Raw genomic sequence first — 24,151 nt, forward strand, 5'->3', positions numbered from 1 at the left:
ACTCACACCCACGTCCGGGGACGGAAACGGTTGGCCCGCTCCACCAGTTCGATCCTCTCCTCGCCCTGCTGAGCGAGCCGGGCGAGCACCCGGTACGAGCGTTCGAGGCCGAAGCGCAGACCGCGCTCGTCCAGTTCACTGCCGAGCAGCCGCGTGCCGCCGGGCCCCGCTCCGGGACTCCCGGAGAGTACCCAGTCGAGCGCGGTCCCGAGCACCTCCGTCGACAACCGCTCCCGGCGCACCGCGTCCAGGCCGAAGCCCTGGAGCGCGGAGACCTGCGCCGCGGCCGCCGTCAGGTCCTCGCCCAGCGGCTCGTGCGCCGCGCGCCGCCGCAGCCGCGCCCGCACCGCGGCCACCCGGGCCGCGGTGTAGTGGATGGAGGCCTCCGGTACGGACTCCAGGGTGCGTACGGCCCCGGCCCGGTCGCCGGCCGCCAACCGGACGCGGGCGAGCCCGAACGCCGAGCTGACGAAGCTCGGGTCGGTCGCCCACACCAGGCGGTAGTACTCCGCGGCGTTGTCCAGCTGGCCGAGCACCTCGGCGCAGATGCCGAGGGCGAGCTTCGGCGCGGGCTCGCCGGGGAAGGCGTCGTAGACCGCGTCGAAGGAGAGCGCGGCGTTCTCGTGGTCGCCGGTCACCAGGGACGTGACGCCCCGGTACCAGACCACCCGCCAGTCGTCCGGGTGCCGCTCCTCCAGCGTGGCCAGGGCGCGCCCGGCCGAGCCGGGATCACCCATCTCCAGCCGGGCGCGCAGTTCGCGCAGCCGCAGCTCCAGGGAGGGCGCGGGCGCGGTGTGCAGGGCGCCGAGCAGCTCGACGGGCGCGGCGGCCGTCAGGCCCGCCAGGAAACCGGCGTTGGGATCGCCGGGGTCGACCCGGGGCACGGGCAGCGCGAGCGCGGCGGCCCGCCCGTCCAGCGGGATGAGGAACGGCCCACCGACCTGAACCCCGCCACCTGCCGCGGGCGCTCCCGCCAGCGCGCCGGACGGCCCACCTGCCGCGGGCGCTCCCGCCACACCGCCGGAAACCCCACCCGCCGTCGGCGCCCCGGGCAAACCGCTGGAAGGCCCGCCCGCCACACCGCCGGAAGACCCGCCCGCCGTCGGCGCCCCGGGCAGACCGCCTGAAGGCCCACCCGCTGCCCTCGCGCGCCCCCGTCCGCCGCGCGGCCCCCGGGCGCCCAGGACCGAGACGTCGTCCGCCGGTTCGGCGAACAGTTCCGTGTCCGTGACCCGGACCTCCGTGCCGAACAGCGTCGAAAGCGCCGGCCGTGGCCGGCCCGACTGCAGGGCCACGACCTCGCGCAGCACACCCGTCAGCTGCTCCGCCATCTCCTGCGCGGAGGCGAACCGGCGGGCCGGGTCCGGATCCGTCGCGCGGACGAGGAGCCGGTAGAAGGACTCGTACGTCCGGAAGACCTCGATGTGGTCGGGCTCGGGCAGCGAGTCGGCGAAGACGTTGGTGTACCCCTGGAAGTCGAAGGTCAGGACCGCCAGCGTGCGCGCCACCGTGTACAGGTCGCTCGCGACCGAGGGCCCGACCGCCGCCACCTCCGGCGCCTGGTAGCCGACCGTGCCGTAGATCGCCGACTCGTCGTCGTCCATCCGCCGCACCGCGCCCATGTCGATCAGCTTCAGCTGGTCCTCGGTCTGGATGGCGTTGTCGACCTTGAAGTCGCAGTACAGCAGGTTGCGGCTGTGGAGGTGCCCGAGCGCCTCAAGCGCCTCGATGCCGTACGCGCACGCCTGCTCGACCGGCAGCGGATCGCGCCGGCCCTCCGGCGTGCGCCGGTCGTTGGCGATCTCCTTGAGCGACTTGCCGCCGACGTACTCCATGACGATGTAGCCGTCCAGGGAGCCCGTGCGCTGGTCGAGGTGCTCGACGAAGTTGTAGATCCGGACGATGTTGGAGTGCTCGATCTCCGCGAGGAAACGGCGCTCGGAGATCGCCGCCGCCATCGCGTCCTGGTCGCCGGTGTCCAGCAGGCCCTTGAGCACCACCCAGCGGTCCGAGACGGCCCGGTCGACGGCGAGATAGACCCAGCCGAGACCGCCGTGGGCGAGGCAGCCGGCGACCTCGTACTGCCCGTGCACGATGTCCCCGCCGCGGAGCTTCGGCACGAAGGAGTACGGATGCCCGCACTTGGTGCAGAAGCCCTCCGTGCGACCCGGCCGGTCGCCGCGCGAACGGCCCACCGGGGCGCCGCAGTCCGAGCGCGAGCAGAATCGCTTCCTCTCGGGAACCTCGGGGTTCTTCATCACCGCGCCGCGCGGATCGGGGCGCGGCACCTCGGGAATCGTCACCAGGCCCGCGCCGAGCCGGTTGCGCCCGGACTGGCCGGTCGACGAGCCGGAGCTGCGCACCGAGACCGAACGGGCGGTGCTCGTCCCCGACAGCGACCGCGACAGACGGCCCGAGACCGAGCGCCGGGAGGTCGAGGAGCGCGAGGAGGCGCGGGAGGAGGCGCGCGAACCGCTGCGGGACGAACCGGTGTCCGCGCCGCTCCTGCCCGGCACGGCCATCCCGGTCGGGGTGGACTGCAGCAGCCCGCCGGGCGGGAGCACCGGGGCGAGCCCGCAGGTGTCGCAGTACAGCTCGCCGCCGCCCATGTCCTCGTAGGAGCCCTCGCACGAGGGACGCTGACAGGTGCTCACCACTTACTCCCCCTGGCGTCTCTGGGCCCGGACAGGACCTCCGCCGCGGCCTGCTGGTAGCGCAGCACCGCCTGCTCGGCGACCCGCAGGTCGCACGGCGCGCTCCACAGCATCCGGCGCGCCACGTCGTACCGCTCGATCAGCAGCGGGTCCTCCGCCGCGCCCAGCCGGGCCACCTTCGCCCGGTACGCGTCCAGCCGGCCGCGCAGCTCGGCGCGGACGGCGAGCGGCGCGGTGACGGCGGTCAGGGACTCGCGGGCGCGCATCAGCTCGTCCTCGGCCTCCCGTTCCAGGGACTCCAGGAGCGGGGAGAGCCGGTGCCACTGGGCGTGTCTGCGGTACTCGGCGGCGGTCGCGAGCCGTTCCTGGAGGGCGGTCGGCGGGCCGCTGACGGCAGGCACCTCGGAGGCGGCGATCTTGGCGAGGACCTCGCCGCGCGCGGCCCGTGCCTCGGCGAGGGTGCGGTCGGCGCGCGAGAGCACGTCGCGCAGCCGCAGCAGCCGCTCCTCGGAGTCCTGCCGGACCGCGAGCACCGCCTCGATCTCCCGCCGCACGTCCTCCAGGGCGAGCGCCGCCCGGTCGTACCGGGTGGTGTCGGGCCGGCCGCCGCCGGGCGCCGAACTGCCCATCGCCGGGCGCCAGAAGGCCAGCGGGTCGGTGACGACCTGCGCGCGCAGCGCGGTCAGCTCGGCCGTGATCGACTCCAGCTCGTCGCCGGCCGGGTGCTCCCCGGGCCGGACGCCGACCGAGTGCGCGAGCGAGCGGGTACGCCGCAGTTCGGCGGCGAGCAGGTCTATCCGCGCGGGCAGCGCCGACCAGACGGCGTCGGCGGTCACCACCACGTCGAGCGAGGCCGCGTACAGCTCGTTCATCCGGCTCACCAGACGCTCCAGGGTGAAACTCTCGGAGAGCCGTGGCGGGCCGTCGAGCGATGCCGGGAGCCCCTGCTGCCCGTCGGCCACGTGCACGCTCTCGCCCCGCAGCCGCTCGGTCAGTTCGGCCAGTTCGGCCGGGCCGGGCCAGCGGCGGCGGGAGCGCAGCTCACGGACGTCGTCCAGGGCGGCGGTGTACGCGTCGAAGTACGTCCAGAGCCGGGTGATCGTCCTCTCGGTGGTCTCCCAGCGCTCCCGGGTCGTGCCGGTCAGCTCGGCGCCTTCGAGCAGCCTGCGGCCCGCGTGGTCCTGGAGCGCGAGGAGCGAGTCCTCGACCGCCTTGTGCTCCGCGCCGAGCCGCGCCAGCGCACGGTCCACCTCGTCCCGGTCCATTACCGGCCCGGGGGGTCCCGCGACGCCCATCGATCACCTCTCGCTCTACTTGTACTTCGGTGCGGGGGGCCCGGATATCCCGGGCAGGTCCGCCTTCAGCCACTTGGCGTACGCCGCCGTCCAGGCGCCCTGCCGGTACTGGACGAGGACCTGGTTGACCCGGCGGACCAGGTCGTCGTTGCCGAGCTTGGCGGCGACGCCGTAGTACTCGGTGGTGAACGGGCTGCCCTTGAGCTCGACCGCCGGGTCCTGGGCGGCCTGGCCGGCCGCCAGGGCGTTGTCGGTGACGACGGCGTCGACCTCGCCCATCTGCAGCCGGGCCAGACAGTCCAGCTGGTTGGGGACGGTGAGCAGGTCCTTGTCGTGCCTGGTGCCGTCGCCCTCGTCCTTGTACAGGGCACCGAAGGAGTCGTGCTCCAGGGCCTCGTAGGCGGTGGAGCCCTCGGCCGTGCAGACCCGCTTGCCGCGCAGCGAGGAGTCGTACCCGGTGATGGGGGACGCCTTGGGCGCGAGGACCTGCTGCCCGGCCTGGAAGTAGGCGGTGGAGAAGGCGACCTGCCGGATCCGCTTGCAGTTGATCGTCATCGTGCGGACGACGAGGTCGACCTCGTCGCTCTCCAGGGCGGCGATCCGCTGGTTGGTCGGAATGGCCCGGAAGACGATCTTCTGGTCGCTGCCCAGGATGTCCGTGGCGATGGCCCGGGCCAGGTCGATGTCGAAGCCCTCCAGCGCGCGCGTGCTGGGGTTGCGGTATCCCCAGCGGTAGCTGGACTGGTCGACTCCCACGACGAGTCTGCCGCGCTGCTTGATGGCGGCGATCGAGGGGCCGTCGGCGCCGGACGGGGTGAGCGAGGACTCCGGGTTCTCGCAGGTGTCCGCCCTGACCGGCAGGCCGGTCGCGACACCGGCGCCGGGGCCGGAGACGCGGGGCGGGTCCGCCCGGCCGGCTCCGCCGTGCGCGAGCGGCAACAGCGTGAGGGAGGCGGTGAGTCCGCAGGCGACGGCCATGGCGGCGACCCCGCCCCAGCCGCGCAGCCGCGCCAGGGGACCCCGGGGAGGCTGGTGGTGCGTTCCCGTGCCGTCGACGCCGTTGTGCATCCCGCCCCCTCTCACCGGTACTCCGACAGCCTGCGGTTGATCCCCAGGATCGCACCGGCCGCGCCGAGGACTCCGAGCGCGGCCGCGCCGAGCGGGAGTCCGGTCAGCGCGCCCCGCCCGCCGTCGGCGGCGCGGGTGAACTCCCGCTGCTCGTGCTCCAGGGCCTTCTCCAGGGCCGCGTCGACCTGGTCGAAGGACTGCCCGGTGGACTCCTTCGACCCGATGACCCGCGCCAGCGCGCCCTCGAAGTCTCCCGCGTCGTCCTTCTCGCGGACGACGGTGTGGCGCTGCCGCCACTCGGCCGTACGGTCCGCGGCCTCGCTCACCGGATCGCGCCCGGCGTCGTCGTCGGCCAGCTCCCGGGCCCGGGCGAGCGCGTCCGTCAGCGCCCGCATCCCCGTGGCGTAGTCCGTCTCGTACTTGTCGTTCTTGCCGTCGTCGGTGAGGACCGCGCCCCGCGAGACCATCGCCAGGTTCTCGTTGGCGCGGGCCTTCAGGGAGTTGATCCGCGCGGTGTTGAGGACCTGCAGCGAGCTCTGCCCGTGCTCGCGGGCCTCGCTCAGCCCGGCCCGGGCGACCGTGTGTCCGGCCGCCAGCCAGAGCAGCATGATCACGGAGGCGGCCGTCGCGGCGAGCAGTCCGTGGTTGAACACCCGGTTCGTCCGGGCGTAGTCGCGGCGCTGGGCCCACAGGAGGGCGGCGAGGGCGACGATCCCCAGGGCGAGGGAGAGCAGCGGCCACTCCCGCGCGTCCTCCTCGTCCCGGTCCAGCCTGGCCGTCTCCGCCTCGTACAGCCGCTCGGCCGCCGGGAGCAGTTCGGTGGTCATCTGCTGGTTGGCGTACCGCAGATAGGCGCCGCCCAGCGGCAGACCCTGCCGGTTCGCGGCCCGGGCGCGCTCGATCAGGCCGGTGTAGCGGGGCAGGAACTCGTTGAGCGTGGCGATCTCGCGGGCCGACTCCGTCGAACCCTCGGTGCTCGCCGCCGCCTTGACCAGCAGCCGGGAGGCCGTGGTGATGTCGTCGGCGTACCGCTTCAGCACGTCCGGGGGCTCCTCCGCGCCCGCCAGGAACGCGCTCGCGGCGGCGGTGTCGGCGTCGGCGAGCGAGCGGTAGATGTCGGCGGCGTCGGCGCTCAGGGGCTGGCTGCGGCTCACCACGTCGTCGGCGGAGGCGGCCCGGTCGGCGACCTCGAAGGCGGTGACCGTCCCGAACGCGACGACCAGCAGGGCCAGTACGGCACCGAGGACCCGCAACCGGCCGGGTTCGGTGGTCGCGGCCTTGCGCAGCCACTCCCTGCCCTCGTCCCAGGCGCCCCGCCCGGCGGGCGGGACCGCGGCGGGCGCGGGCGACGGCTGAGTGGGCAGCGGGGACGGCTGCGCGGGCACACCGCCGCTCGGGCGCGCGGGCGCGGTGCCCGGCGCCGCCGCGGCGGGCGCGTTCGGCGGGTATGTCACGTGACCTCCCCCATGGTCGACGACGGCTGCCCGGCCAGCAGTATGACCTCAGGAGCCCCACCCGCACACCGGAAATGACGCGATCTTGTTCCTATCGTGCCCCATGCCCGGCCGCCCCCACGGGCGAACCCCCTTCGTGGAACACGTCGCCCGGCCGGGATCGGTTCCACCACGAAAGGGTGAACGGGGCGTTCCCCTACGGCGGGAACGCCCCGTTCACCCGGAGGGGAGGGAGCTCAGGAGTAGTGCGCCCGCAGCCGGGCCGCGGCGCCCGGGCCCGCCCCGCACGCGTCGAGCGCGAAGAGCGCCGCGCCCAGGACCGGCGGCGCGGTCACCACCCCGATCGCCGCCTTCGGCGCCTTCACGGCCAGCAGTTCGGCGATCCGGTCGTCCAGCTCCGGGTGGCGGGCGGCCAGCACGCTGCCGCCCAGCACCACCGGGGCCTCCTCGTCGAGGAGTCCGAGCCGCCCGAGCGCGACCGACGACAGGGCGACGACCTCCTCGGCGAGCCGGTGCACCAGCGCACGGGCGACGGCGTCGCCCCCGGCGCTCGTACGGAACAGCACGGGCGTCAGCTCGTGCCGCCGCTCGAAGGGGATGCGGCCCAGATGCAGCGCCTCGATCAGCGCGTACATCGTCTCCAGGCCGAAGTGCGCGGGCAGGGCGCGGGCCAGCTCGGTGGGCTCGCCCCGCCCGTCCTCGGCGCGGGCCGCGAACCACAGGGCCTCCTCGGCCAGTCCGCTGCCGCCGCCCCAGTCGCCGGAGATCCGCCCGATGGCGGGGAAGCGGGCGGTCCGGCCGTCCGGCAGCATGCCGACGCAGTTGATCCCGGCGCCGCACACCACCGCGACACCCCGGGGCTCGTCGACGCCGGCGCGCAGGACGGCGAAGGTGTCGTTGTGCACCTGGACCGAGCGGCTCCAGCCCCGCGCCTCCAGGGTGGAGGTCAACTCCCGCTCCTCCACCGGCAGATCGGCGTTGGCGAGGCAGGCGGAGACATGCGCGAACGACAGCGGGAGCCCCGCTTCGGAGACCGCGCGTCCCACCGTCTCCGCGATCCCGTCGAGCGCCGCCTCGACCCCCACGACCGGCGGCTGGAACCCTGCCCCGCGCGCCGCACCGAGGACCTCACCGCCCGGGCTGACGACCGCCACGTCCGTCTTGCTGTTCCCGGCGTCGATCGCCAGCAGGACTCCGGTCACGCCCACGCGAGGTGCTCCCGGTTGTGCTCGATCAGCCGGTCCGTGAGCCCCTCGGCCCGCGCGAACTGCCCGACCAGCGGGTGCGCGAGCAGCGCCCTGAACACCCGGTCGCGGCCGCCCCGCAGGGCCGCCTCCAGGGCCAGGTCCTCGTACGCCGTCACGTGCGCCATCAGCCCGGCGTACAGCGGGTCGACCTCGGCGACCGGCAGCGGCGAGGCGCCCTGCGCGCCCACCGCCGCCTGCACCTCGATCACGGCGTCGTCCGGCAGGAAGGGCAGCGTGCCGTTGTTGTACGTGTTCACCACCTGGTACGGCGAGCCGCCCCCTCCCAGCAGCGCGGCGGCCAGGTCCACCGCGGCCTCCGAGTAGAAGGCGCCGCCGCGCTTGCCGAGCAGGGCGGGCTTCTCGTCGAGCTCCGGATTCCCGTACAGCTCCAGGAGCTCCTTCTCCATCGCGGCCACCTCGGCGGCCCGCGAGGGCTTCTCGCCGAGCTCGCGTACGACCTCGTCGTGCGCGTAGAAGTACCGCAGGTAGTACGAGGGGACGACGCCCAGCCGGTCCACGATCGCCCGCTCCATGCGCAGGTCGTCGGCGATCGCGTCACCGTGCTCCGCGAGCAGCCGTGGCAGCACGTTCTCGCCCTCGGGTCCCCCGAGGCGGACCGCGGTCTCCCAGGTCAGGTGGTTCAGGCCGACGTGGTCGAGATGGACCTCGGCCGGTGCGACGCCGAGCAGCTTGGCGAACTTCCGCTGGAAGCCGATGGCGACGTTGCACAGGCCGACGGCCTTGTGGCCGGCCTGGAGCAGCGCGCGGGTGACGATGCCGACGGGGTTGGTGAAGTCGATGATCCAGGCGTCCGGGGCGGCGCGCCGGACGCGCTCGGCGATGTCGAGGATCACGGGGACGGTCCGCAGCGCCTTGGCGAGGCCGCCGGCCCCCGTCGTCTCCTGGCCGACGCAGCCGCACTCCAGCGGCCACGTCTCGTCCTGGAGGCGCGCGGCCTGTCCGCCGACCCGTAGCTGGAGCAGGACGGCGTCGGCGCCCTCGACGCCCGCGTCGAGGTGCGGCGTGGTGACGATCCTCCCGTCGTGGCCCTGCTTGGCGAAGATCCGCCGGGCGAGCCCGCCGACCAGCTCCAGACGGTCGGCGGCCGGGTCGACGAGGACGAGTTCGGTGATGGGCAGGGTGGCGCGCAACCGCGCGAATCCGTCGATCAGTTCGGGGGTGTAGGTGGAGCCGCCCCCCACGACAGCGAGCTTCATATCGGTCAGCTAGCCCTTCACTCCGGTCAGTGTGACTCCCTCGACGAACGCCTTCTGGGCGAAGAAGAACACGAGGATCACAGGGGCCATGACCAGGACGGTCGCGGCCATGGTCAGATTCCAGTCGGTGTGGTGCGCCCCCTTGAACGACTCCAGGCCGTAGCTCAGCGTCCACGCGCCCGGGTTCTCGGAGGCGTAGATCTGCGGTCCGAAGTAGTCGTTCCAGCAGTAGAAGAACTGGAACAGCGCCACTGCGGCGATGCCGGGCCTGGCCATCGGGAGCACGACCTTGACGAGGGTGCGCAGTTCACCGCACCCGTCGATCCTGGCGGCCTCGATGTACTCGTCGGGGATGGTCAGCAGGAACTGGCGCAGCAGGAAGACGGCGAAGGCGTCACCGAACGCCATCGGGACGATCAGCGGCCACAGGGTGCCGGAGAGGTCCATCTGCTTGGCCCAGAACAGGTACATCGGGATGATGACGACCTGCGGCGGCAGCATCATCATCGAGATGACCAGCAGCAGCGACAGATGCCGGCCGCGGAAGCGGAACTTGGCGAGCGCGTACGCCACCGGGATCGAGGAGACGACGACGAGCGCGGTGCCGGCGCCCGCGTACAGCAGGGAGTTCCGCCACCAGGTGAGGAAGCCGGGGGTGTCGAGGACCCGGAGGTAGTTGTCCCAGTGCCAGGTGTCCGGGGTCAGGTCCCGGGTCAGCGCCTGCTGGTCGCTCATCAGGGACGTCAGGAAGACGAAGACGAACGGCAGCACGAAGAAGAGGGCGGCGGCGATCCCGAGGGAGTGCACGGCGATCCAGTGCAGCAGCGACCTGCGGCGGGCGCGCTTCTCGGCCGGGCTCGCCACGGGCCGGGCGGGCCGGGCGGGGAGGGTGGAGGTGGTCGTCATGGATCAGTCACCCGAGCCGATCAGGCCGCCGCGCCGGCGCATCAGCAGCGCGGTGAAGGCCATGGAGAAGGCGAAGAGGACGAGGGCCACGACGCAGGCGGCGCCGTAGTCGAAGCGGCCGAAGCCGAGGTTGTAGACCAGCTGCGGCAGCGTCAGCGTGGAGTCGTCCGGATAGCCCGGCTCGAAGGTCTGGCCGGAGCCGCCCATGTTGCCGGAGGCGACCTTCGCCGCCACGATCGGCTGGGTGTAGTACTGCATCGCGCCGATGACCCCGGTGACGACCGCGAACAGCACGATGGGGGAGATGTTCGGCAGCGTGACGTAGCGGAACCGCTGCCAGGCCGAGGCCCCGTCCAGCTCCGCGGCCTCGTACTGCTCCTTCGGTACGTCGAGCAGCGCCGCCATGAAGATGACCATGAGGTCGCCGACGCCCCACACGGCGAGGACGGTCAGGGCCGGCTTGGCCCAGTCGGCGTCGTTGAACCAGGAGGGGGCGGGGATGCCGACCGCCTCCAGGAGCGAGTTGACCGGTCCCGTGCCGGGGTTGAGGAGGAAGACGAAGGCCAGCGTGGCGGCCACCGGCGGGGCCAGGTACGGCAGGTAGAAGAGGGTGCGGAAGACTCCGACCCCCGTCTTGATCTTGGTGATCAGCATGCCGACGCCGAGGCCGAACACCACCCGGCAGGCGACCATGACGACGGCCAGCCAGAGGGTGTTCGCCATCGCCGGCCAGAACTTCGGCAGGTCCGAGAAGACGTACGTCCAGTTGTCCAGGCCCCGCCACGTCGGCGGGTTCAGACCGTCGTACTTCATGAACGAGAAGTAGACGGTCGACAGGAGCGGATAGGCGAAGAAGACGCCGAATCCGATCAGCCAGGGCGACATGAACGCCGCGGTGCGCAGCGCGTGGCGCACGCGCTTCGACCGCAGCGCCGCCCGGCGCGGGTCGAGGGTGTCGGAGGACATGAGGTACCGGTCCCGCTCTCACTTCGCCTGGGCGATGTCGCGGTCGATCTGGGCCGCGGTCTCCTCAAGGCCCTTCCTCAAGTCCGTGACCTGGCCCTTCTCGTACTTCTGGGCGAAGTCCTGGAGGGTGTCCTGGTACGTGGAGCCGTTCACCGCGCCGTCCGACGTGGTCGACGCGGGGTGCTGGGCGATGTCCAGGAAGGTCTTGAAGCGCGGGTCGAACTTCAGCTTCGGGGACTTCAGCGCCTCCAGGGTGGAGGGCACGTTGCCGATGTCGTTGGCGAAGGCCACCACGGCCTCGGTGTCGGTGGTCATGTACTTCACCAGCTGCCAGGCGGCGTTCTGCTTCGTGCTCCGCGGGGCGATGCCCATGATCGTGCCGGAGAGGTAGCCCTTGCCGTACTCGGCCACCTCGTCGTCGGCGACCGGCAGCGGCGCGACGCCGACCTCGAAGCCGACCTTGGCGTCCTCGATGAAGTTCAGCCGCCACTCGCCGTCGAGCTGCATGGCGACCTGACCGGTGTGGAAGGGGTGCTTGGCGCCCCACTCGTCACCGAAGGTCGTGCGGTACCTGTCCAGCTTCCGGAAGCCGCCGAGCGCGTCGACCAGCGACTTCTGGTACGTCATCATCTCCGCGAACGCCGGGTCCTTGGCGATGTTCGACTTGCCGTCCGCGTCGAAGTAGCGGTGGTCCCACTGCGACATGTAGTGGCTGACGGCCGTCTCGTAGCCGAGGTAGTTCGGCATGAAGCCGAGCTGCTCGTACGAGTCGCCCTTGGGCTTCGTCAGTTTCTTGGCGACCTGGGTGAACTCCGTCCAGGTCTTCGGCGGGGCGTCGGGGTCGAGGCCGGCCGCCCTGAACGCGTCCTTGTTGTAGTAGAGCCCGTACGCGTCGGAGAGCAGCGGCAGGGCGCAGCGCACGCCCTCGAACTGGGTGTATTGCTGCAGCACCTTCGGGAAGATCTTGTCGAGGTCGAGCCTGTCCTTCTCGATGAACGGCTTGAGGTCGGCGAGCGCGCCCGAGGCGCAGAACTTGCCGACGTTGGCCGTGGTGAAGGAGGAGACGACGTCAGGACCGTTCGAACCGCCCGCGCGCAGCGCCTGGTTGAGCTTGTCGTCGTTGATGTTGCCGACGACCTTCACCGTGATGTTCGGGTGGGCCTTCTCGAAGCGGTCGACGTTGTCCTGGATCGCCTTCACCTCGGCCGGAGCCGACCAGCCGTGCCAGAAGGTGATCGTCGTCTTCGCGTTCGGGTCGTCGCTCGCGCCGTTGCTCGCGGAGCCCGTGCAGGCGGAGGCGAGGACGGCTATGGAGGCGGTGGCGGCGAGCGCGATCGCGGCTCTGCGGGGGCGTACGGGCATGGCGAAGTCTCCCTGGGGCGGAGGGCCGTGGCGAAGGGCGGTGGCGGAGGGGCCGACGGGACGGGACCGGGCGGGGCTAGCGCGAGGTGTCGAAGACCTCGTCGCGGGTGGCGGCGAGGGCGCGTTCGAGCGCGCCGCGCAGCACGGGGTGGCGGTGTACGGCTCCGAGGACGAGCCGGGGCCGGGACGCGGCGAGTTCGGCCAGTTCGGACTGGACGCGCTCGCGCAGGGGCTCCCCGCCGGCGACGGTCACGGCGCCGGAGAGGACGATGAGTTCGGGGTCGAGTACGGCGACGAGCGAGGCGAGACCGGTGGCCAGCCGCTCGGCGTACCGGTCGAGGAGCGCGGCGTGCCGCGGGTCGGTGGCGTGGTGGGCGGCGGCGTGGGAGAGCAGCGCGGACGCGGTGGGGACGTACGGCTGCTCGGCGGTGTCGATGCCGAGGGCCCGGGCGATCCGGGGGACCGCTTGGACGCCCGCGAGCTCCTGGAAGCCGCCGGAGTTGGCCTTGGTCACCTTCCGTACGAGCGGGGTGCCCGGCACGGGCAGGAAGCCGACCTCGCCGGCGCCGCCGGTGAAGCCGCGGTGGAGGCGGCCGCCGAGGACGAGGGCGGCGCCGAGGCCCTCCTCGTTCCACAGCAGCACGAAGTCGTCGTGGCCGCGGGCGGCACCCACGCGCTGTTCGGCGACGGCGGCGAGGTTGACGTCGTTCTCGTACTCGAACGGCATCGGCAGGACGGCGGCCAGCTCCTCCAGGAGGGTGGGGGAGTGCCAGCCGGGCAGATGGGAGGCGTACCGCAGCCGTCCGGTGGCCGGGTCGAAGGCGCCGGGGGTGCCGATGACGAGCCGGTGCACTTCGGACCGGGTGATCCCGGCGTCCTTGGCGGCGCCGTCGAGGGCGGTGGTGACCTGCCGTACGACGCCTTCGGCGGCCCGGCCCGGGGTCGCCAGCTCGAACTCGCCGACGACCTCGCCGGTGATGTCGGCGACGGCGGCGCGGACGCGGTGCGGGGTCACGTCGAGTCCGGCGGCGAAGGCGGCCCGGGCGTTGACCGCGTACAGCTGGGCGCTGGGGCCCGGGCGGCCCGCGGTGGTGCCGGTGGCGACGACGAGTCCGGCGGCTTCGAGGCGGGCGAGCAGCTGCGAGGCGGTCGGCTTGGAGAGCCCGGTGAGTTTGCCGATCCGGGTCCGGGACAGGGTGCCGTGCTCAAGCAGGAGATCGAGGGCGGCACGGTCGTTCATGGCGCGCAGCACGCGTGGGGTGCCGGGGGTACCCGGGGTCGTGCCGGCCATGACGGATGCACCTGCCCTTCGGCTCTGGTCGGGGGCCCATTCTGCTGCCCCGTGGCCCGGTCTCCCAACTGGGCCAAGGGGCTCTGTTAGGAAAGTTTCCTATTCGGTGGGAGGACCGTAGGACGGGCGTCGCCGGGGCGTCAATACCCCGGAACGCACGACGCCCCCGAAGGCAACCAAAGCGTTACCTGCGGGGGCGTCCGGACGGAGCGAGCGCTACTTCGAGAGGTTCGGCGAGGACGGCGGGATCGGCGTGGCCGCCACGGACTGCGGGGAGGTCGCGGAGGCGAACGCCGACGGCGCCGCCATGCCCGCGGTCGGGTCCGCCGCGGCGTCCTCGCCCTGCGCCGGGACGCCGCCGACGATACGGATGCCGGCCTCGTCCAGGGCCCGCTTGATCCGCCAGCGCAGCTCGCGCTCGACCCCCAGGGCCTTGCCCGGCATCGTCTTCGCCGAGACCCGGATCGTCATCGACTCCAGCAGCACCTCGTCGAGGCCGAGGATCTCGACCGGACCCCACAGGCGCTCGTTCCACGGCTCTTCCTTGGCCATGGCCTCACCGGCCCCGGTGATCACCGCGCGGACCCGGTCCAGGTCCTCGGTCGAGCGGACGGTGACGTCGACCGCCGCCGTCGCCCAGCCCTGGCTGAGGTTGCCGATCCGCTTGATCTCGCCGTTGCGCACGTACCAGATCTCGCCGTTGTCGCCGCGCAGCTTCGTCACCCGCAGACCGACCTCGATGACCTCGCCGGAGGCCACGCCCGCGTCGACCGAGTCACCGACGCCGTACTGGTCCTCCAGGATCATGAAGACACCGGAGAGGAAGTCCGTCACCAGGTTCCTGGCACCGAAACCGATCGCCACACCCGCGACACCGGCCGACGCGAGCAGCGGGGCCAGATCGATCTGGAAGGCGCCCAGGATCATCAGGCCGGCCGTGCCCAGGATCACGAAGGACGCGACCGAGCGCAGCACCGAGCCGATCGCCTCCGAGCGCTGTCGGCGCCGCTCGGCGTTGACGAGCAGCCCGCCGAGCGCGGTGCCCTCCACCGCCTGGGCGGAGCGGTTCATCCGCTCTATCAGCTTGGTCAGGGCGCGGCGGATCGCCATCCGAAGCAGAAGGGCGACGACGAGGATGAGGAGAATGCGCAGACCGGTGTTGAGCCAGGTGGACCAGTTCTCCTCCACCCAGCCTGCGGCGTTCGTCGCCTTCTGCGCGGCCTCGTCCAGGGTCACCGGAACAGGCTGCGGATCGGCGGCGGCCGCCAGGGCGGACCAGGACACGACAGAGACCTCCAGGCATCACGTACAGACCATCCACACTAACGGGGCATCCGAGTGCTCCCCTTGCCCTGTTCGAGGGAGAGACCGAGCTCACGCGGGAAATACTCCGGGGACGATGCCGTTGTGGTCGAGAACACCCCAAGCCCGTTACGGCCGCATGGTGGCGTTCCGACCAGGCATGAGGAGAGACTGAGAGCAGTTCGTCCCGGCGCGAGCCACGCGCCGCCGGCGTATTAGGAGGCATCCGTGCCGCATGTCCTGGTCCTCAACGCGTCGTACGAGCCCCTCGGCGTCGTACCGCTCCGCCGCGCGCTCGTCCTCGTCCTCGAGAACAAGGCACTGTGCCTCGAGGAGTCCGGCGCCTTCCTGCACAGCGAGACCCGCGTGATCCCGGCACCCAGCGTGGTCCGGCTGAAGCGGTTCGTACGGGTCCCCTACCGGGGGCCCGTTCCTCTGACCCGCAGAGCGCTCTTCGCCCGCGACGGCGGACGCTGCATGTACTGCGGTGGAGTCGCAACCAGCGTCGACCACGTCGTGCCGCGCAGCCGCGGGGGCACGCACGCCTGGGACAACGTGGTGGCGGCCTGCCGCCGCTGCAACCACGTGAAGGCCGACCGGCATCTGCGGGAGCTGGGCTGGCGCCTGCGCCATCAACCGGCGCCGCCGACGGGCCTGGCGTGGCGGATCATCGGCACCGGGCACCGGGACCCGCGCTGGCTGCCCTACCTCCAGCCGTACGGTGCCGACGACGTGATGGCCCGCATCGACGCCGTCTCGCACGCTCCCACGGGGGCGGTACGGACGGGCTGAGAGGGGCGGTCGGCGCGAGGTCGGGCGGTCGGCGTGCGGGGGCTACTCCCCGGGCCGCGGCGGCTCGTCGGGCTGCCGCGGCTCCTTCGGCTGTTCCGGCTGCCCCGGCTGTTCCGCCCCGCCGGGGACCGCCGGCTTCCCGGCCGGCTTCGGCGGGGCGACCGCGTAGGTCTCCACCGTCCAGAGGGAGTAGCCGTACTCCGTCGCCCGCGCGTCGCCCTGCACGCGCAGGAAGCGGGTGTCCGCCGCGTCCATGCGGACCGACTCGCGGCCCCCGCGCCCGTCGGCGACCGTGGCGGCGGTGCGCCAGCTCCGGCCGTCGGTGGAGACCTGGACGCGGTAGCGGGAGGCGTACGCGTCCTGCCAGTGCAGGACCACCTGTCCTATCCGGGCGGGCCGCGGCAGCTCCAGCTGCCACCAGGCTCCGTCCTCCGCTTCGGAGGACCAGCGGGTGGCCGGGTCGCCGTCCACGGCCGAGGCCGCCGGGAAGTCGGGCGTCTCGTCGCCCGAGGACGACGCCTTCGCCGTCCGCGCCAGATCGGGTCCCGTCGTGCGCGGGAAGGCGCGGACCGTGAGGACCCGCTCCTCGCCGGCGAAACTCACCGGCACCCGGTAGGAGCCCGCCGGCACGTCCGCCGCCACCGACACCCGCACCGGCACCGTCGCGCGCGTGCCGCGCGGCACCCGGATCTCCTTCGGCAGCCGCACCTCGACGCCCTTCGGCGCCTTCGCGGTCAGCGCCCCGCGCACCTCCCCGGCCCGCCGGGGAGCCAGCCGGATGTCGACCCGCTGCGCGGGACCGCCGATCTCGGCGTCCGTCTCGGCGCGGGCGAGCTCCAGTTCGGCGCGCGGTTCGTCGGCGAACCACGGCACCAGGGACCGGACCCGCGGAGCCGTACCGCTCCACGCGATCCGCACCGCGTCCGCCCGCAGCCCCTTGGGCTCCGTCTGCGTGTAGCCGGACGCGGACAGCGGGCCGAGCGTCCGCCAGCCCTCGCCGGGGACGTGCGCCTCCACGCGCGCGTCCCGCCCCGCGGCCGCGCCCGGCTCGGTCATCGCGGTCACGGTCTCCAGGGGCCGGGAACGGTCGAGCCGGACGGTGTACGAGTCCGGCGCCCGGTCCGCCGGCCGCCCGGCGCGCCCCGCCCGGTCCGCGCCGGTCCAGGCCGCCGACTCCGCCACCGCGCGCGTGAGGAAGGGATCGAGGACACCCTTGCCGACCGTCACCTCGCTCGACCTCAGAGCCTCGCGCAGCGGTTCCAGGCGCAGCTGGGACCGCCAGGCCGTCGCCCCGTCGCCACGGGCCTGGGCAAGCAGCATGTCGACCGCCGCCTCGCCGGCCAGGCCGTACCGCGACAGCTGCTCCAGCCACGGCCGCGCCTCGTCGTCCAGCGTGCCGCCGGCCGTCGAGGCCAACCGCCCGGGGGCCTCCCGCATCACCGTGAACGCCGCCCGCAGTTCCCGCGCCGCCTTCTCCCGCGCCGCCGGGTCGGAGGCTGTCCGGCTGCTCCAGAACGCGGCCATCAGCGGCTTGAGATACGCCGACTCGCCCTCCGGATCGAGGAGCGAGGAGGCGTCGTTCCCGGCCAGCGCCCACAGCGCGGCGCGCGCCGCCGGGTCCGGCCCGGCCAGCTCCGCGACGGCGGCCCGCCAGGACTCCTGCGGCCGGTAGCCCTTCGGGTTCCAGGCGTAGTCGGCGGCCGTGAACAGCGGGATGCGGGAGACCGCGGCCTGCTCCATGGCGTTGGTGAGGAGCGCGGCGGAACCGGCCGCCACGGCCGGCTCGCGTCCCGTGTAGGGGCCGAGGAAGAGCCGGTCCTGGGCGTAGTCGTTCACCGGGTAGTTGTCCATGGTCACCAGCGGATGACGGAACACCCCGCGCGCACCGGCCAGTTCGCGCCCGGTGATCGTGCGCGGGACGACCCCCACGCCCGTCCAGGCCACGCGTACCCGGTCGTCCAGCGCGGCCGCGAGGGCCGTGCGGTACTCCGTGGCGCCGTCCTGGTAGTACTCGGTCGGCATCAGGGTCAGCGGCTCGGCGTCCGGGTACCGCGCGGCCAGATGCCGGTCCACGGCCCCCGCCACGCGCGCGTGGGCGGTGGCGGCCGCCCGGGGCCCGCGTCCGAAGGTGTCCGCGTCCTTCCCGCAGTGCCACTCGCTGTAGCTGACGTCCTGGAACTGGAGCTGGAAGGAGCGGACACCGAGCGCCCACATCGCGTCGATCTTGCGCAGCAGCGCCGCGACGTCGTCGTCCGACGCCAGGCACATGGACTGGGCGGGCGCCACGGCCCAGGCGAGGGTCACATGGTTGGCGCGGGCCCGCTCGGCGAGCGCGCGGAACCCGGCGCGCTGGTCGGCCGGGTAGGGGTCGCGCCACTGCGTCTGGCGGTAGGGGTCGTCCCCCGGGGCGTAGAGGTAGCGGTTCTGCTTGGTGCGGCCCATGAAATCGAGGTGGGCCAGGCGCTGGTCCAGGCTCCACGGGCGCCCGTAGAAGCCCTCGGTGAGCCCGCGTACGGCGGTGCCGGGCCAGTCGCGGACGACCACGCCCGGGACCTCGCGCCCCTCGCCGACGAGCTGACGCAGCGTCTGGACGGCGTGGAAGAGGCCGTCCTCGCCGACACCGTCGAGCGCGACCGTGTCCCGGCCCTGGACCCGCCCGGTCGCGAGCCGGTAGCCGCCGCGCGGCAGATCGGCCCGCTCGGGCACGCGCAGCGCCCGCAAGGCCTCGCCGGAGGAGGCCGCGCCGGCGCGGATCACGGTCCCGCCGCCGGGCAGGGACGTGTGGACGGTCCGTACCCCCGCCGCCCGCAGCACCTCGCGCAGCGCCGCGACGGCGTACGGATCGGCGTCCGCGTCCGTGATCAGCGTCACCTGCTCGCCCAGCGGCACCGCGGGCCCCGCGCCCTTGAGCGACTGCGGACGCGGCCACACCGGGGGCACGGCCCGCCGCTCGTCGGGGGCGGTGAGGGGGGAGACCGGCGCGGCCTGGGCGAGACCCGGCATGCCGCCGCCGAGGAGACCACCGATCACCGCGGCGGCCACGGCCGACGCGGTCCGCTTCCTGCGCCCGAGGTGCACGTGGGACTCCTTTGGTCACGAGTGGGTTACGAGCCCACCACCCGTCCGGCTGAGGTGTCAATGCGCATGGTCGATGTGTCTGCTTTGCCCGGCGGGGTGGCACCCCTTCGCCAAGTCGGGCCGGTAAAACGGGACGGGCTGGGTAGGGCTCAGTCGTTGTCCCACCTGTCGAGACGCAACGGGAGCCCACATGTCCGTGTCCACCCCCCACCCCCGCCTGACGATCGTCCGCTCCAAACAGATACCCCTCCTGATCCCGGGTCCGCTGACCAGCGAACCCCCGCTCGCCGACGCCGCACCCCTCACCAGCGAGCCGCCCCTGACCGACGCGGCCCCCCTGACCAGCGAACCCACCGCCCCCGGCACCGCGGGCGGCACGGAGTCCCCCGGAGTGTGACTCCCCCTGGGCCTCGTGGCCCCAGAGCCCCCGGAGCGTGAAGTGACCCTGGCCCGCCTCGCCGCCCTCCACGGCGTCGCCACCGAGTACGAGCCCTCCGAGGGCGTCACCGTCCGGGTGCCCGACGCCACGGTCGTGGCCGTGCTCGGCGCTTTGGACGTCGACGCCTCCACGCCGGAGGCGCTCGACGCCGCGCTCGAGACGGCCCTGCGGGCCGAGCGGGAGCGCCTGCTGCCCGCCACCCTGGTGCGCTGGCGGGAGGACCCCGCGGGCCCGGTGCGCCCGCCGGAGGACCTGCCGCCCGGCACCCGGCTGCGGGTCACGACCGAGTCGGGCGACGTGGTGGAGGGCGAGGACTGGGACGGGCTGCCGCCCGGCGTCCACACGGTCGACGCCGTCGCCCCCGAGGGGCGCGGCGGACGGAGCACGCTGATCGTCGCCCCCGCGCGCGTGCCCCGCCCGGAGCGGCGGTCCTTCGGCCTGCTCGTCCAGCTGTACTCCGTGCTGTCCACCCGCTCCTGGGGCATGGGCGACCTCGGCGACCTGCGGGAGCTCGCCACCTGGGCGGGCCGGACGCACGGCGCCGGGTTCGTCCAGGTCAACCCGCTGCACGCGGCCGTGCCCGGGGCGCCCACCGACCCCTCCCCGTACCGCCCGTCCTCGCGCCGCTTCCCCGACCCCGTCCATCTGCGGATCGAGGACATCCCGGAGTACGCGCACGTGGCCCCCGAATACCGGGCCGAACTGGACTCCGTCCTCACCGACGCCGCCGAGCTGCGCGAACGGGTCCTGCGCAAGGGGGCCCTGATCGACCGGGACGCGGTATGGGAGGTCAAGCGGCGCGCCCTGGAGCTCATCAGGACCGTGGAGCTCGGCCCCGGCAGACGCGCCGACTACCGCGACTTCCTGGCCGAGCGCGGCCGGGCCCTGGAGGACCACGCGACCTATTGCGCGCTCGCCGAGCGCCACGGTCACCACTGGCGCACCTGGCCGGAGGAGCTGCGGGAGCCGCGCTCCGCCGAGGCGGCGGTCCGCGCGGGCGCGGGGCCGGGCGACGGGCTGCCCGACCGGATCGACTTCCACTGCTGGCTCGCCTGGCTGACGGACCGCCAGCTCGCCGCCGCGGGCGCGGCGGCGAGCGAGGCCGGCATGGACATCGGCGTCGTCCACGACCTCGCGGTGGGCGTCCATCCCGACGGTTCCGACGCCTGGGCCCAGCAGGACGCCTTCGCCGCGGGCATGTCGGTCGGCGCCCCGCCCGACGCCTTCAACGCCCTGGGCCAGGACTGGGGGCTGCCGCCCTGGCGTCCCGACGCCCTGGCCGCCTCCGGCCACGCCCCCTACCGCGGACTCCTGAAGGAGCTGCTGCGCCACGCGGGCGCCCTGCGCATCGACCATGTGATGGGCCTGTTCCGGCTCTGGTGGGTCCCCGAGGGGCGCGAGCCCACCGAGGGCACCTACGTCCGCTACGACGCCGAGGCCATGCTCGCCGTCCTCTGCCTGGAGGCCCATCGGGCCGGCGCCGTCGTGATCGGCGAGGATCTCGGCACGGTCGAGCCGGGCGTGCGCGAGCAACTGTCCCGGCGCGGGGTCCTCGGCACGTCCGTGCTCTGGTTCGAGCGGGACTGGGCCGGCACGGGCCGCCCGCTGCCGCCCGAGGCCTGGCGCGCCGACTGTGTGGCCACCGCCACCACGCACGACCTCCCCTCGACCGCCGCCCGCCTCAGCGGCGACCATGTGGCGCTGCGCCACCGGCTCGGTCTGCTCACCGGGGACCTGCAGCGAGAACGGAGCAGGGACGCGGCCGAGACCCGCGACTGGCTCCGCCTGCTGGAGCGGCTCGGGCTGCTCCCGGAGGGTCCGGGGGACGAGGAGGCGGAGATCAGGGCGGTGCACCGGTTCCTGCTGCGCACCCCGGCCCGGATGGTGGGGGTGTGGCTGCCGGACGCGGTGGGGGACCGGCGCCCGCAGAACCTGCCGGGGACCTGGGACCAGTACCCCAACTGGCGGCTGCCGGTCGCCGGTCCGGACGGCCAGCCGCTCAGCCTGGAGCAGCTCGCCGCCTCGCCGCGGCTGCACCGGCTGCTGAGCGTGTTCGGGCCCCGTACGGCACCCCCGGGCGCGCGGCCCGTTTAGGCGTTCGCTACGTTTGCACCGTGGACAAGAAGAACGCCCTGCGCGCCGGTGCTGTCGCGGCCGGTACGACGCTGATGATGCTGCTCATGTCGTCCCCCGCGCTCGCGCTCACCCGCGACGACGGTGACGACCCGGCCCCCAAGCTGAGTGTCGTCGAGACGCTCGGCCTGTACGTGGCGGCACCGATCGTGCTGTTCCTGGTGATCGCCGGTCTGGTCATGGTGCTCGACAAGTCCAAGAAGGCCTGACCGCCTCCTCGACGTTCCCCGCGAGGGCGCCGCACGGTACGCGATACCGTGCGGCGCCCTCGCGTGCTTTCCGGCCGTGCGGCGCCGTCGTGCGCGTCCGGGCCGCGGCGCCCTCGCGTGCGTTCACGGCCGTGGCGCCCCGCACGTGCGTTCAGGCCGTGGTCGCCAGCAGCTTGCGCAGCAGTCCGGCCAGCTGCTCCGCCTCCTCCTCGGTGAGCGCGGACTCCAGGGCCGCCCGCTGCTGGGCGAGACCGGCCCCGACGGCCTGGTCCACCAGCTCCCGGGCGTGCTCGCTCAGGGTGACCCGCAGCCCGCGCCGGTCGTTCGGGTCGGGGCTGCGGCTGAGCAGTCCCGCCTTCTCCAGCTTGTCCAGCCGGCCGGTCATCCCGCCGGTGGTGATCATCAGCGTGGCGGCCAGCTCACGCGGTGAGAGCGTGTACGGCTCCCCGGACCTGCGCAGGGTCCCCAGCACGTCGAACTCGCCGAGCCCCATGCCGTACGGCGCGTACGCCTTCTCCACCCGGCCGCGCATGGCGGCGGCCAGCCGGTAGATCCGCCCGAAGACGGCCATCGGGAGGGTCTCCAGATCGGGCCGGACAGCAGCCCACTGGTCGATGATCGCGTCGACGGGGTCGTGGGCGGGGCCGGGGCCCGGGGTGTGCTTCTCCATGGCGTCAGTCTCCTCCCTCTCTCCGCTCGATGACAAGAAAGCCACTTGCAAGTAAGTAGCTTATTGCTAAGTTAATTACCGTCAAGCCAAGTGGTCCGGGTCCCGCAGGGGCGCGAGCCCCGGCATTCCGGATCAGGGGGAACCGTCATGTCCCGCAAGGCCGCCGTCGTCGCACTCACCGCCCTCGCCCCGATCTCCTGGGGCTCCACCTATGTCGTCACCACCGAGTTCCTGCCGCCCGACCGGCCGCTCTTCACCGGACTGATGCGCGCCCTGCCCGCCGGGCTCCTGCTCCTGGCGGTCACCCGCAAGCTCCCGAGGGGTGCGTGGTGGTGGAAGGCGGCGGTCCTCGGCGGCCTCAACATCGGCGCCTTCTTCCCACTGCTCTTCCTCGCCGCGTACCGGCTCCCCGGCGGCGTCGCCGCGGTCGTCGCCTCCGTCGGCCCCCTCTTCGTCGTCGGCCTCGCCGCCCTCCTCCTGGGTGACAGGCCCACCGTGCGCTCCCTGCTCACGGCCGTTGCCGCCGCCTTCGGCGTCAGTCTCGTCGTGCTCAAGGCGGGCGCCGCCCTCGACCTCGTCGGCGTGGCCGCCGGGCTCCTCTCCGCCCTCTCGATGTCCGCGGGCGTCGTCCTCACCAAGCGCTGGGGCCGCCCCGAGGGGATCGGCGCCCTCGCGCTCACCGGCTGGCAGCTCACCGCGGGCGGCCTGATGATCCTGCCGATCGCGCTCCTGATCGAGGGCGCCCCGCCCGCCCTCACCGGGACCAACCTCGGCGGCTACGTCTACCTCGCGCTCGGCAACACCGCGATCTCCTACGTCCTCTGGTTCCGGGGCATCGAGCGGCTGGGCGCCTCCTCCGCCACCCTCCTCGGCCCGCTCTCGCCGATCACCGCGGCCGTCATCGGCTGGGCGGCGCTCGGCCAGGCCCTCGGCCCGGTGCAACTGCTCGGCATGGTGATCGCCTTCAGTGCCACGGTGACGGGCCAGCTGAGCCCCCGTACGCCGAAGCGTGGACCATTCAGTTCTGCTGAAATAATAAGTGAAAAACTTTCGATGGACCTGGATGGTCCGAGGGTGCGACGGTAGGGCCACGCAACAGAAAGGACCACCGTGGCACTCCTGGACCGCGTCCGGACCGCACCGAGGACGACCGACGAGCCGGCCACCGCGGAGAACCTCGCGCGGGGAGCCGGCCTCGGCCTTCTCCTCGCGCTCGTCGCCACGGTCGTCTGGTCCGGCAGCTTCGTCGCCACCCGGGACATGGCCGACTCCGTCCCGCCCGTGCAGGCCGTCTTCTGGCGCTGGATCATCGCCCTCCTCGCCGTCGCCCCGCTCGCCGCCCGGCGGACCTGGAGCCAACGAGCCCTCATCCGCCGCCACTTCGGCTTCGTCGCCCTCGCCTCGCTGTTCGGCATCGCCCTCTACAACACCCTCGTGCACCAGGCCGGACTGACCACCTCCGCCTCCAACATGGGCATGATCATGGCCGCGTCGCCGGTGATCATGGCGCTCTTCTCCCGCCTCGGCGGCGAACGTCTCGGCGCGCGCCGCACCGCCGGGATGCTGCTCGCCGCCCTCGGGGTGCTGCTGCTCGTCGGCAGGGGTTCGCTCACGATCGACCTCACCGCCGGCGACCTGTGGATGTTCGCGGCCGCCCTCTCCTTCGCCTCCTACAGCGCCCTGCTCAAGCGCAAGCCCACCGAGATCGACCCCCTCGCCTTCCTCCTCACCACCTTCGTGCTCGGCGCGCTGATGCTGCTGCCCGCGTACGCGATCAGCCTCGCCGTCCAAGGCGGCTTCGAGCCGGCCACCGGCACCGTGGGCCCCCTGCTCTACGTCGGCGTCCTCTCCTCCGCCGTCGCCTTCTTCGCCTGGAACAAGGCCATCGCCCTGATCGGCGCCGCCCGCGCCGGAGCCGTGTACTACCTCCAGCCGGTCTGCGTCGCCCTGCTCTCGTACGTGCTCCTCGGCGAGGAGCTGGGACTGCTCGGCGGGGCGTGCATGGCCCTCATCCTCGGCGGAGTCGCCCTGGCCTCGGCCCACCGGAAACGAACCGCCCGATAGGTTG

The 24,151-nt window shown here is 73.3% G+C and carries 19 protein-coding genes; 6 read left to right on the top strand and 13 right to left on the bottom strand.

Annotated elements, in window-relative coordinates; all coding sequences use genetic code 11:
• Positions 1-2: 2 nt before the first annotated feature.
• From ACIRB4_RS05745 to ACIRB4_RS05795, 11 genes are all read right to left on the bottom strand, one after another.
• Entirely contained in the window at positions 3-2,657 is a 2,655-nt protein-coding gene (locus tag ACIRB4_RS05745) for a tetratricopeptide repeat protein (protein WP_403288701.1), read from the bottom strand.
• Positions 2,651-3,949: a hypothetical protein gene (locus tag ACIRB4_RS05750; protein WP_403288702.1), complete on the bottom strand. Its 1,299-nt coding sequence runs from the start codon at positions 3,947-3,949 to the stop codon at positions 2,651-2,653. Before ACIRB4_RS05750 ends, ACIRB4_RS05745 begins: the two co-directional genes overlap by 7 nt.
• A 15-nt stretch (positions 3,950-3,964) precedes the next feature.
• Positions 3,965-5,017, bottom strand: a complete 1,053-nt coding sequence (locus tag ACIRB4_RS05755; RefSeq protein ID WP_403288703.1) for a glutamate ABC transporter substrate-binding protein — start codon at positions 5,015-5,017, stop codon at positions 3,965-3,967.
• 11 nt (positions 5,018-5,028) lie between these two features.
• Positions 5,029-6,471 (bottom strand): hypothetical protein, encoded by a 1,443-nt coding sequence (locus ACIRB4_RS05760; RefSeq protein WP_403288704.1) that lies wholly within the window; start codon positions 6,469-6,471, stop codon positions 5,029-5,031.
• Between the two features lie 236 nt (positions 6,472-6,707).
• On the bottom strand, positions 6,708-7,679 hold the full coding sequence (locus ACIRB4_RS05765) for an N-acetylglucosamine kinase (RefSeq protein ID WP_403288705.1): 972 nt from the start codon (positions 7,677-7,679) through the stop codon (positions 6,708-6,710).
• Positions 7,670-8,935, bottom strand: coding sequence for a 6-phospho-beta-glucosidase (locus tag ACIRB4_RS05770; protein ID WP_403288706.1), 1,266 nt, complete (start codon positions 8,933-8,935; stop codon positions 7,670-7,672). The genes ACIRB4_RS05765 and ACIRB4_RS05770 overlap by 10 nt, the downstream gene beginning before the upstream one ends.
• Positions 8,936-8,944: 9 nt before the next feature.
• Positions 8,945-9,841: a carbohydrate ABC transporter permease gene (locus tag ACIRB4_RS05775; RefSeq protein WP_403288707.1), complete on the bottom strand. Its 897-nt coding sequence runs from the start codon at positions 9,839-9,841 to the stop codon at positions 8,945-8,947.
• A gap of 3 nt (positions 9,842-9,844) precedes the next feature.
• Entirely contained in the window at positions 9,845-10,807 is a 963-nt protein-coding gene (locus tag ACIRB4_RS05780) for a carbohydrate ABC transporter permease (protein ID WP_403288708.1), read from the bottom strand.
• An 18-nt stretch (positions 10,808-10,825) separates the two neighbouring features.
• Positions 10,826-12,169, bottom strand: a complete 1,344-nt coding sequence (locus tag ACIRB4_RS05785) for an ABC transporter substrate-binding protein (protein WP_403288709.1) — start codon at positions 12,167-12,169, stop codon at positions 10,826-10,828.
• A gap of 76 nt (positions 12,170-12,245) precedes the next feature.
• Positions 12,246-13,460, bottom strand: a complete 1,215-nt coding sequence (locus ACIRB4_RS05790) for an ROK family protein (protein ID WP_403288710.1) — start codon at positions 13,458-13,460, stop codon at positions 12,246-12,248.
• Between the two features lie 216 nt (positions 13,461-13,676).
• The gene (locus ACIRB4_RS05795; protein ID WP_403288712.1) at positions 13,677-14,744 is read right to left on the bottom strand and encodes a mechanosensitive ion channel family protein; all 1,068 of its coding nucleotides are present in this window, start codon (positions 14,742-14,744) and stop codon (positions 13,677-13,679) included.
• Between the two features lie 246 nt (positions 14,745-14,990).
• On the opposite strand from ACIRB4_RS05795, the gene ACIRB4_RS05800 reads away from it, so the two are divergent.
• Positions 14,991-15,554, top strand: a complete 564-nt coding sequence (locus ACIRB4_RS05800) for an HNH endonuclease (RefSeq protein ID WP_403288713.1) — start codon at positions 14,991-14,993, stop codon at positions 15,552-15,554.
• Between the two features lie 42 nt (positions 15,555-15,596).
• Here the strand turns inward: ACIRB4_RS05800 and ACIRB4_RS05805 are convergent, their stop codons facing one another.
• Positions 15,597-18,632 (bottom strand): beta-N-acetylglucosaminidase domain-containing protein, encoded by a 3,036-nt coding sequence (locus ACIRB4_RS05805; protein WP_403288714.1) that lies wholly within the window; start codon positions 18,630-18,632, stop codon positions 15,597-15,599.
• A 190-nt stretch (positions 18,633-18,822) separates the two neighbouring features.
• On the opposite strand from ACIRB4_RS05805, the gene ACIRB4_RS05810 reads away from it, so the two are divergent.
• From ACIRB4_RS05810 to ACIRB4_RS05820, 3 genes are read left to right on the top strand one after another with little or no spacing between them, the layout of a single operon-like run.
• Positions 18,823-19,029: a hypothetical protein gene (locus tag ACIRB4_RS05810; RefSeq protein ID WP_403288715.1), complete on the top strand. Its 207-nt coding sequence runs from the start codon at positions 18,823-18,825 to the stop codon at positions 19,027-19,029.
• Positions 19,030-19,071: 42 nt separating this feature from the next.
• A complete protein-coding gene (gene malQ, locus ACIRB4_RS05815; protein ID WP_403288716.1) occupies positions 19,072-21,165 on the top strand; it encodes a 4-alpha-glucanotransferase in 2,094 nt (697 codons plus the stop codon).
• A gap of 20 nt (positions 21,166-21,185) precedes the next feature.
• Positions 21,186-21,413 (top strand): hypothetical protein, encoded by a 228-nt coding sequence (locus ACIRB4_RS05820; protein WP_315893271.1) that lies wholly within the window; start codon positions 21,186-21,188, stop codon positions 21,411-21,413.
• A 151-nt stretch (positions 21,414-21,564) separates the two neighbouring features.
• Here the strand turns inward: ACIRB4_RS05820 and ACIRB4_RS05825 are convergent, their stop codons facing one another.
• A complete protein-coding gene (locus ACIRB4_RS05825; RefSeq protein WP_403288717.1) occupies positions 21,565-22,083 on the bottom strand; it encodes a MarR family winged helix-turn-helix transcriptional regulator in 519 nt (172 codons plus the stop codon).
• A 147-nt stretch (positions 22,084-22,230) separates the two neighbouring features.
• Between ACIRB4_RS05825 and ACIRB4_RS05830 the strand changes: the two genes are divergently transcribed.
• Complete coding sequence (locus ACIRB4_RS05830) at positions 22,231-23,169, top strand: EamA family transporter (protein ID WP_403288718.1); 939 nt, start codon at positions 22,231-22,233, stop codon at positions 23,167-23,169.
• Positions 23,170-23,193: 24 nt separating this feature from the next.
• Positions 23,194-24,147, top strand: coding sequence for a DMT family transporter (locus tag ACIRB4_RS05835; protein WP_403288719.1), 954 nt, complete (start codon positions 23,194-23,196; stop codon positions 24,145-24,147).
• Positions 24,148-24,151: the final 4 nt, after the last annotated feature.

It is taken from the genome of Streptomyces sp. NPDC093600 (assembly GCF_044764755.1).
Lineage (GTDB): Bacteria > Actinomycetota > Actinomycetes > Streptomycetales > Streptomycetaceae > Streptomyces.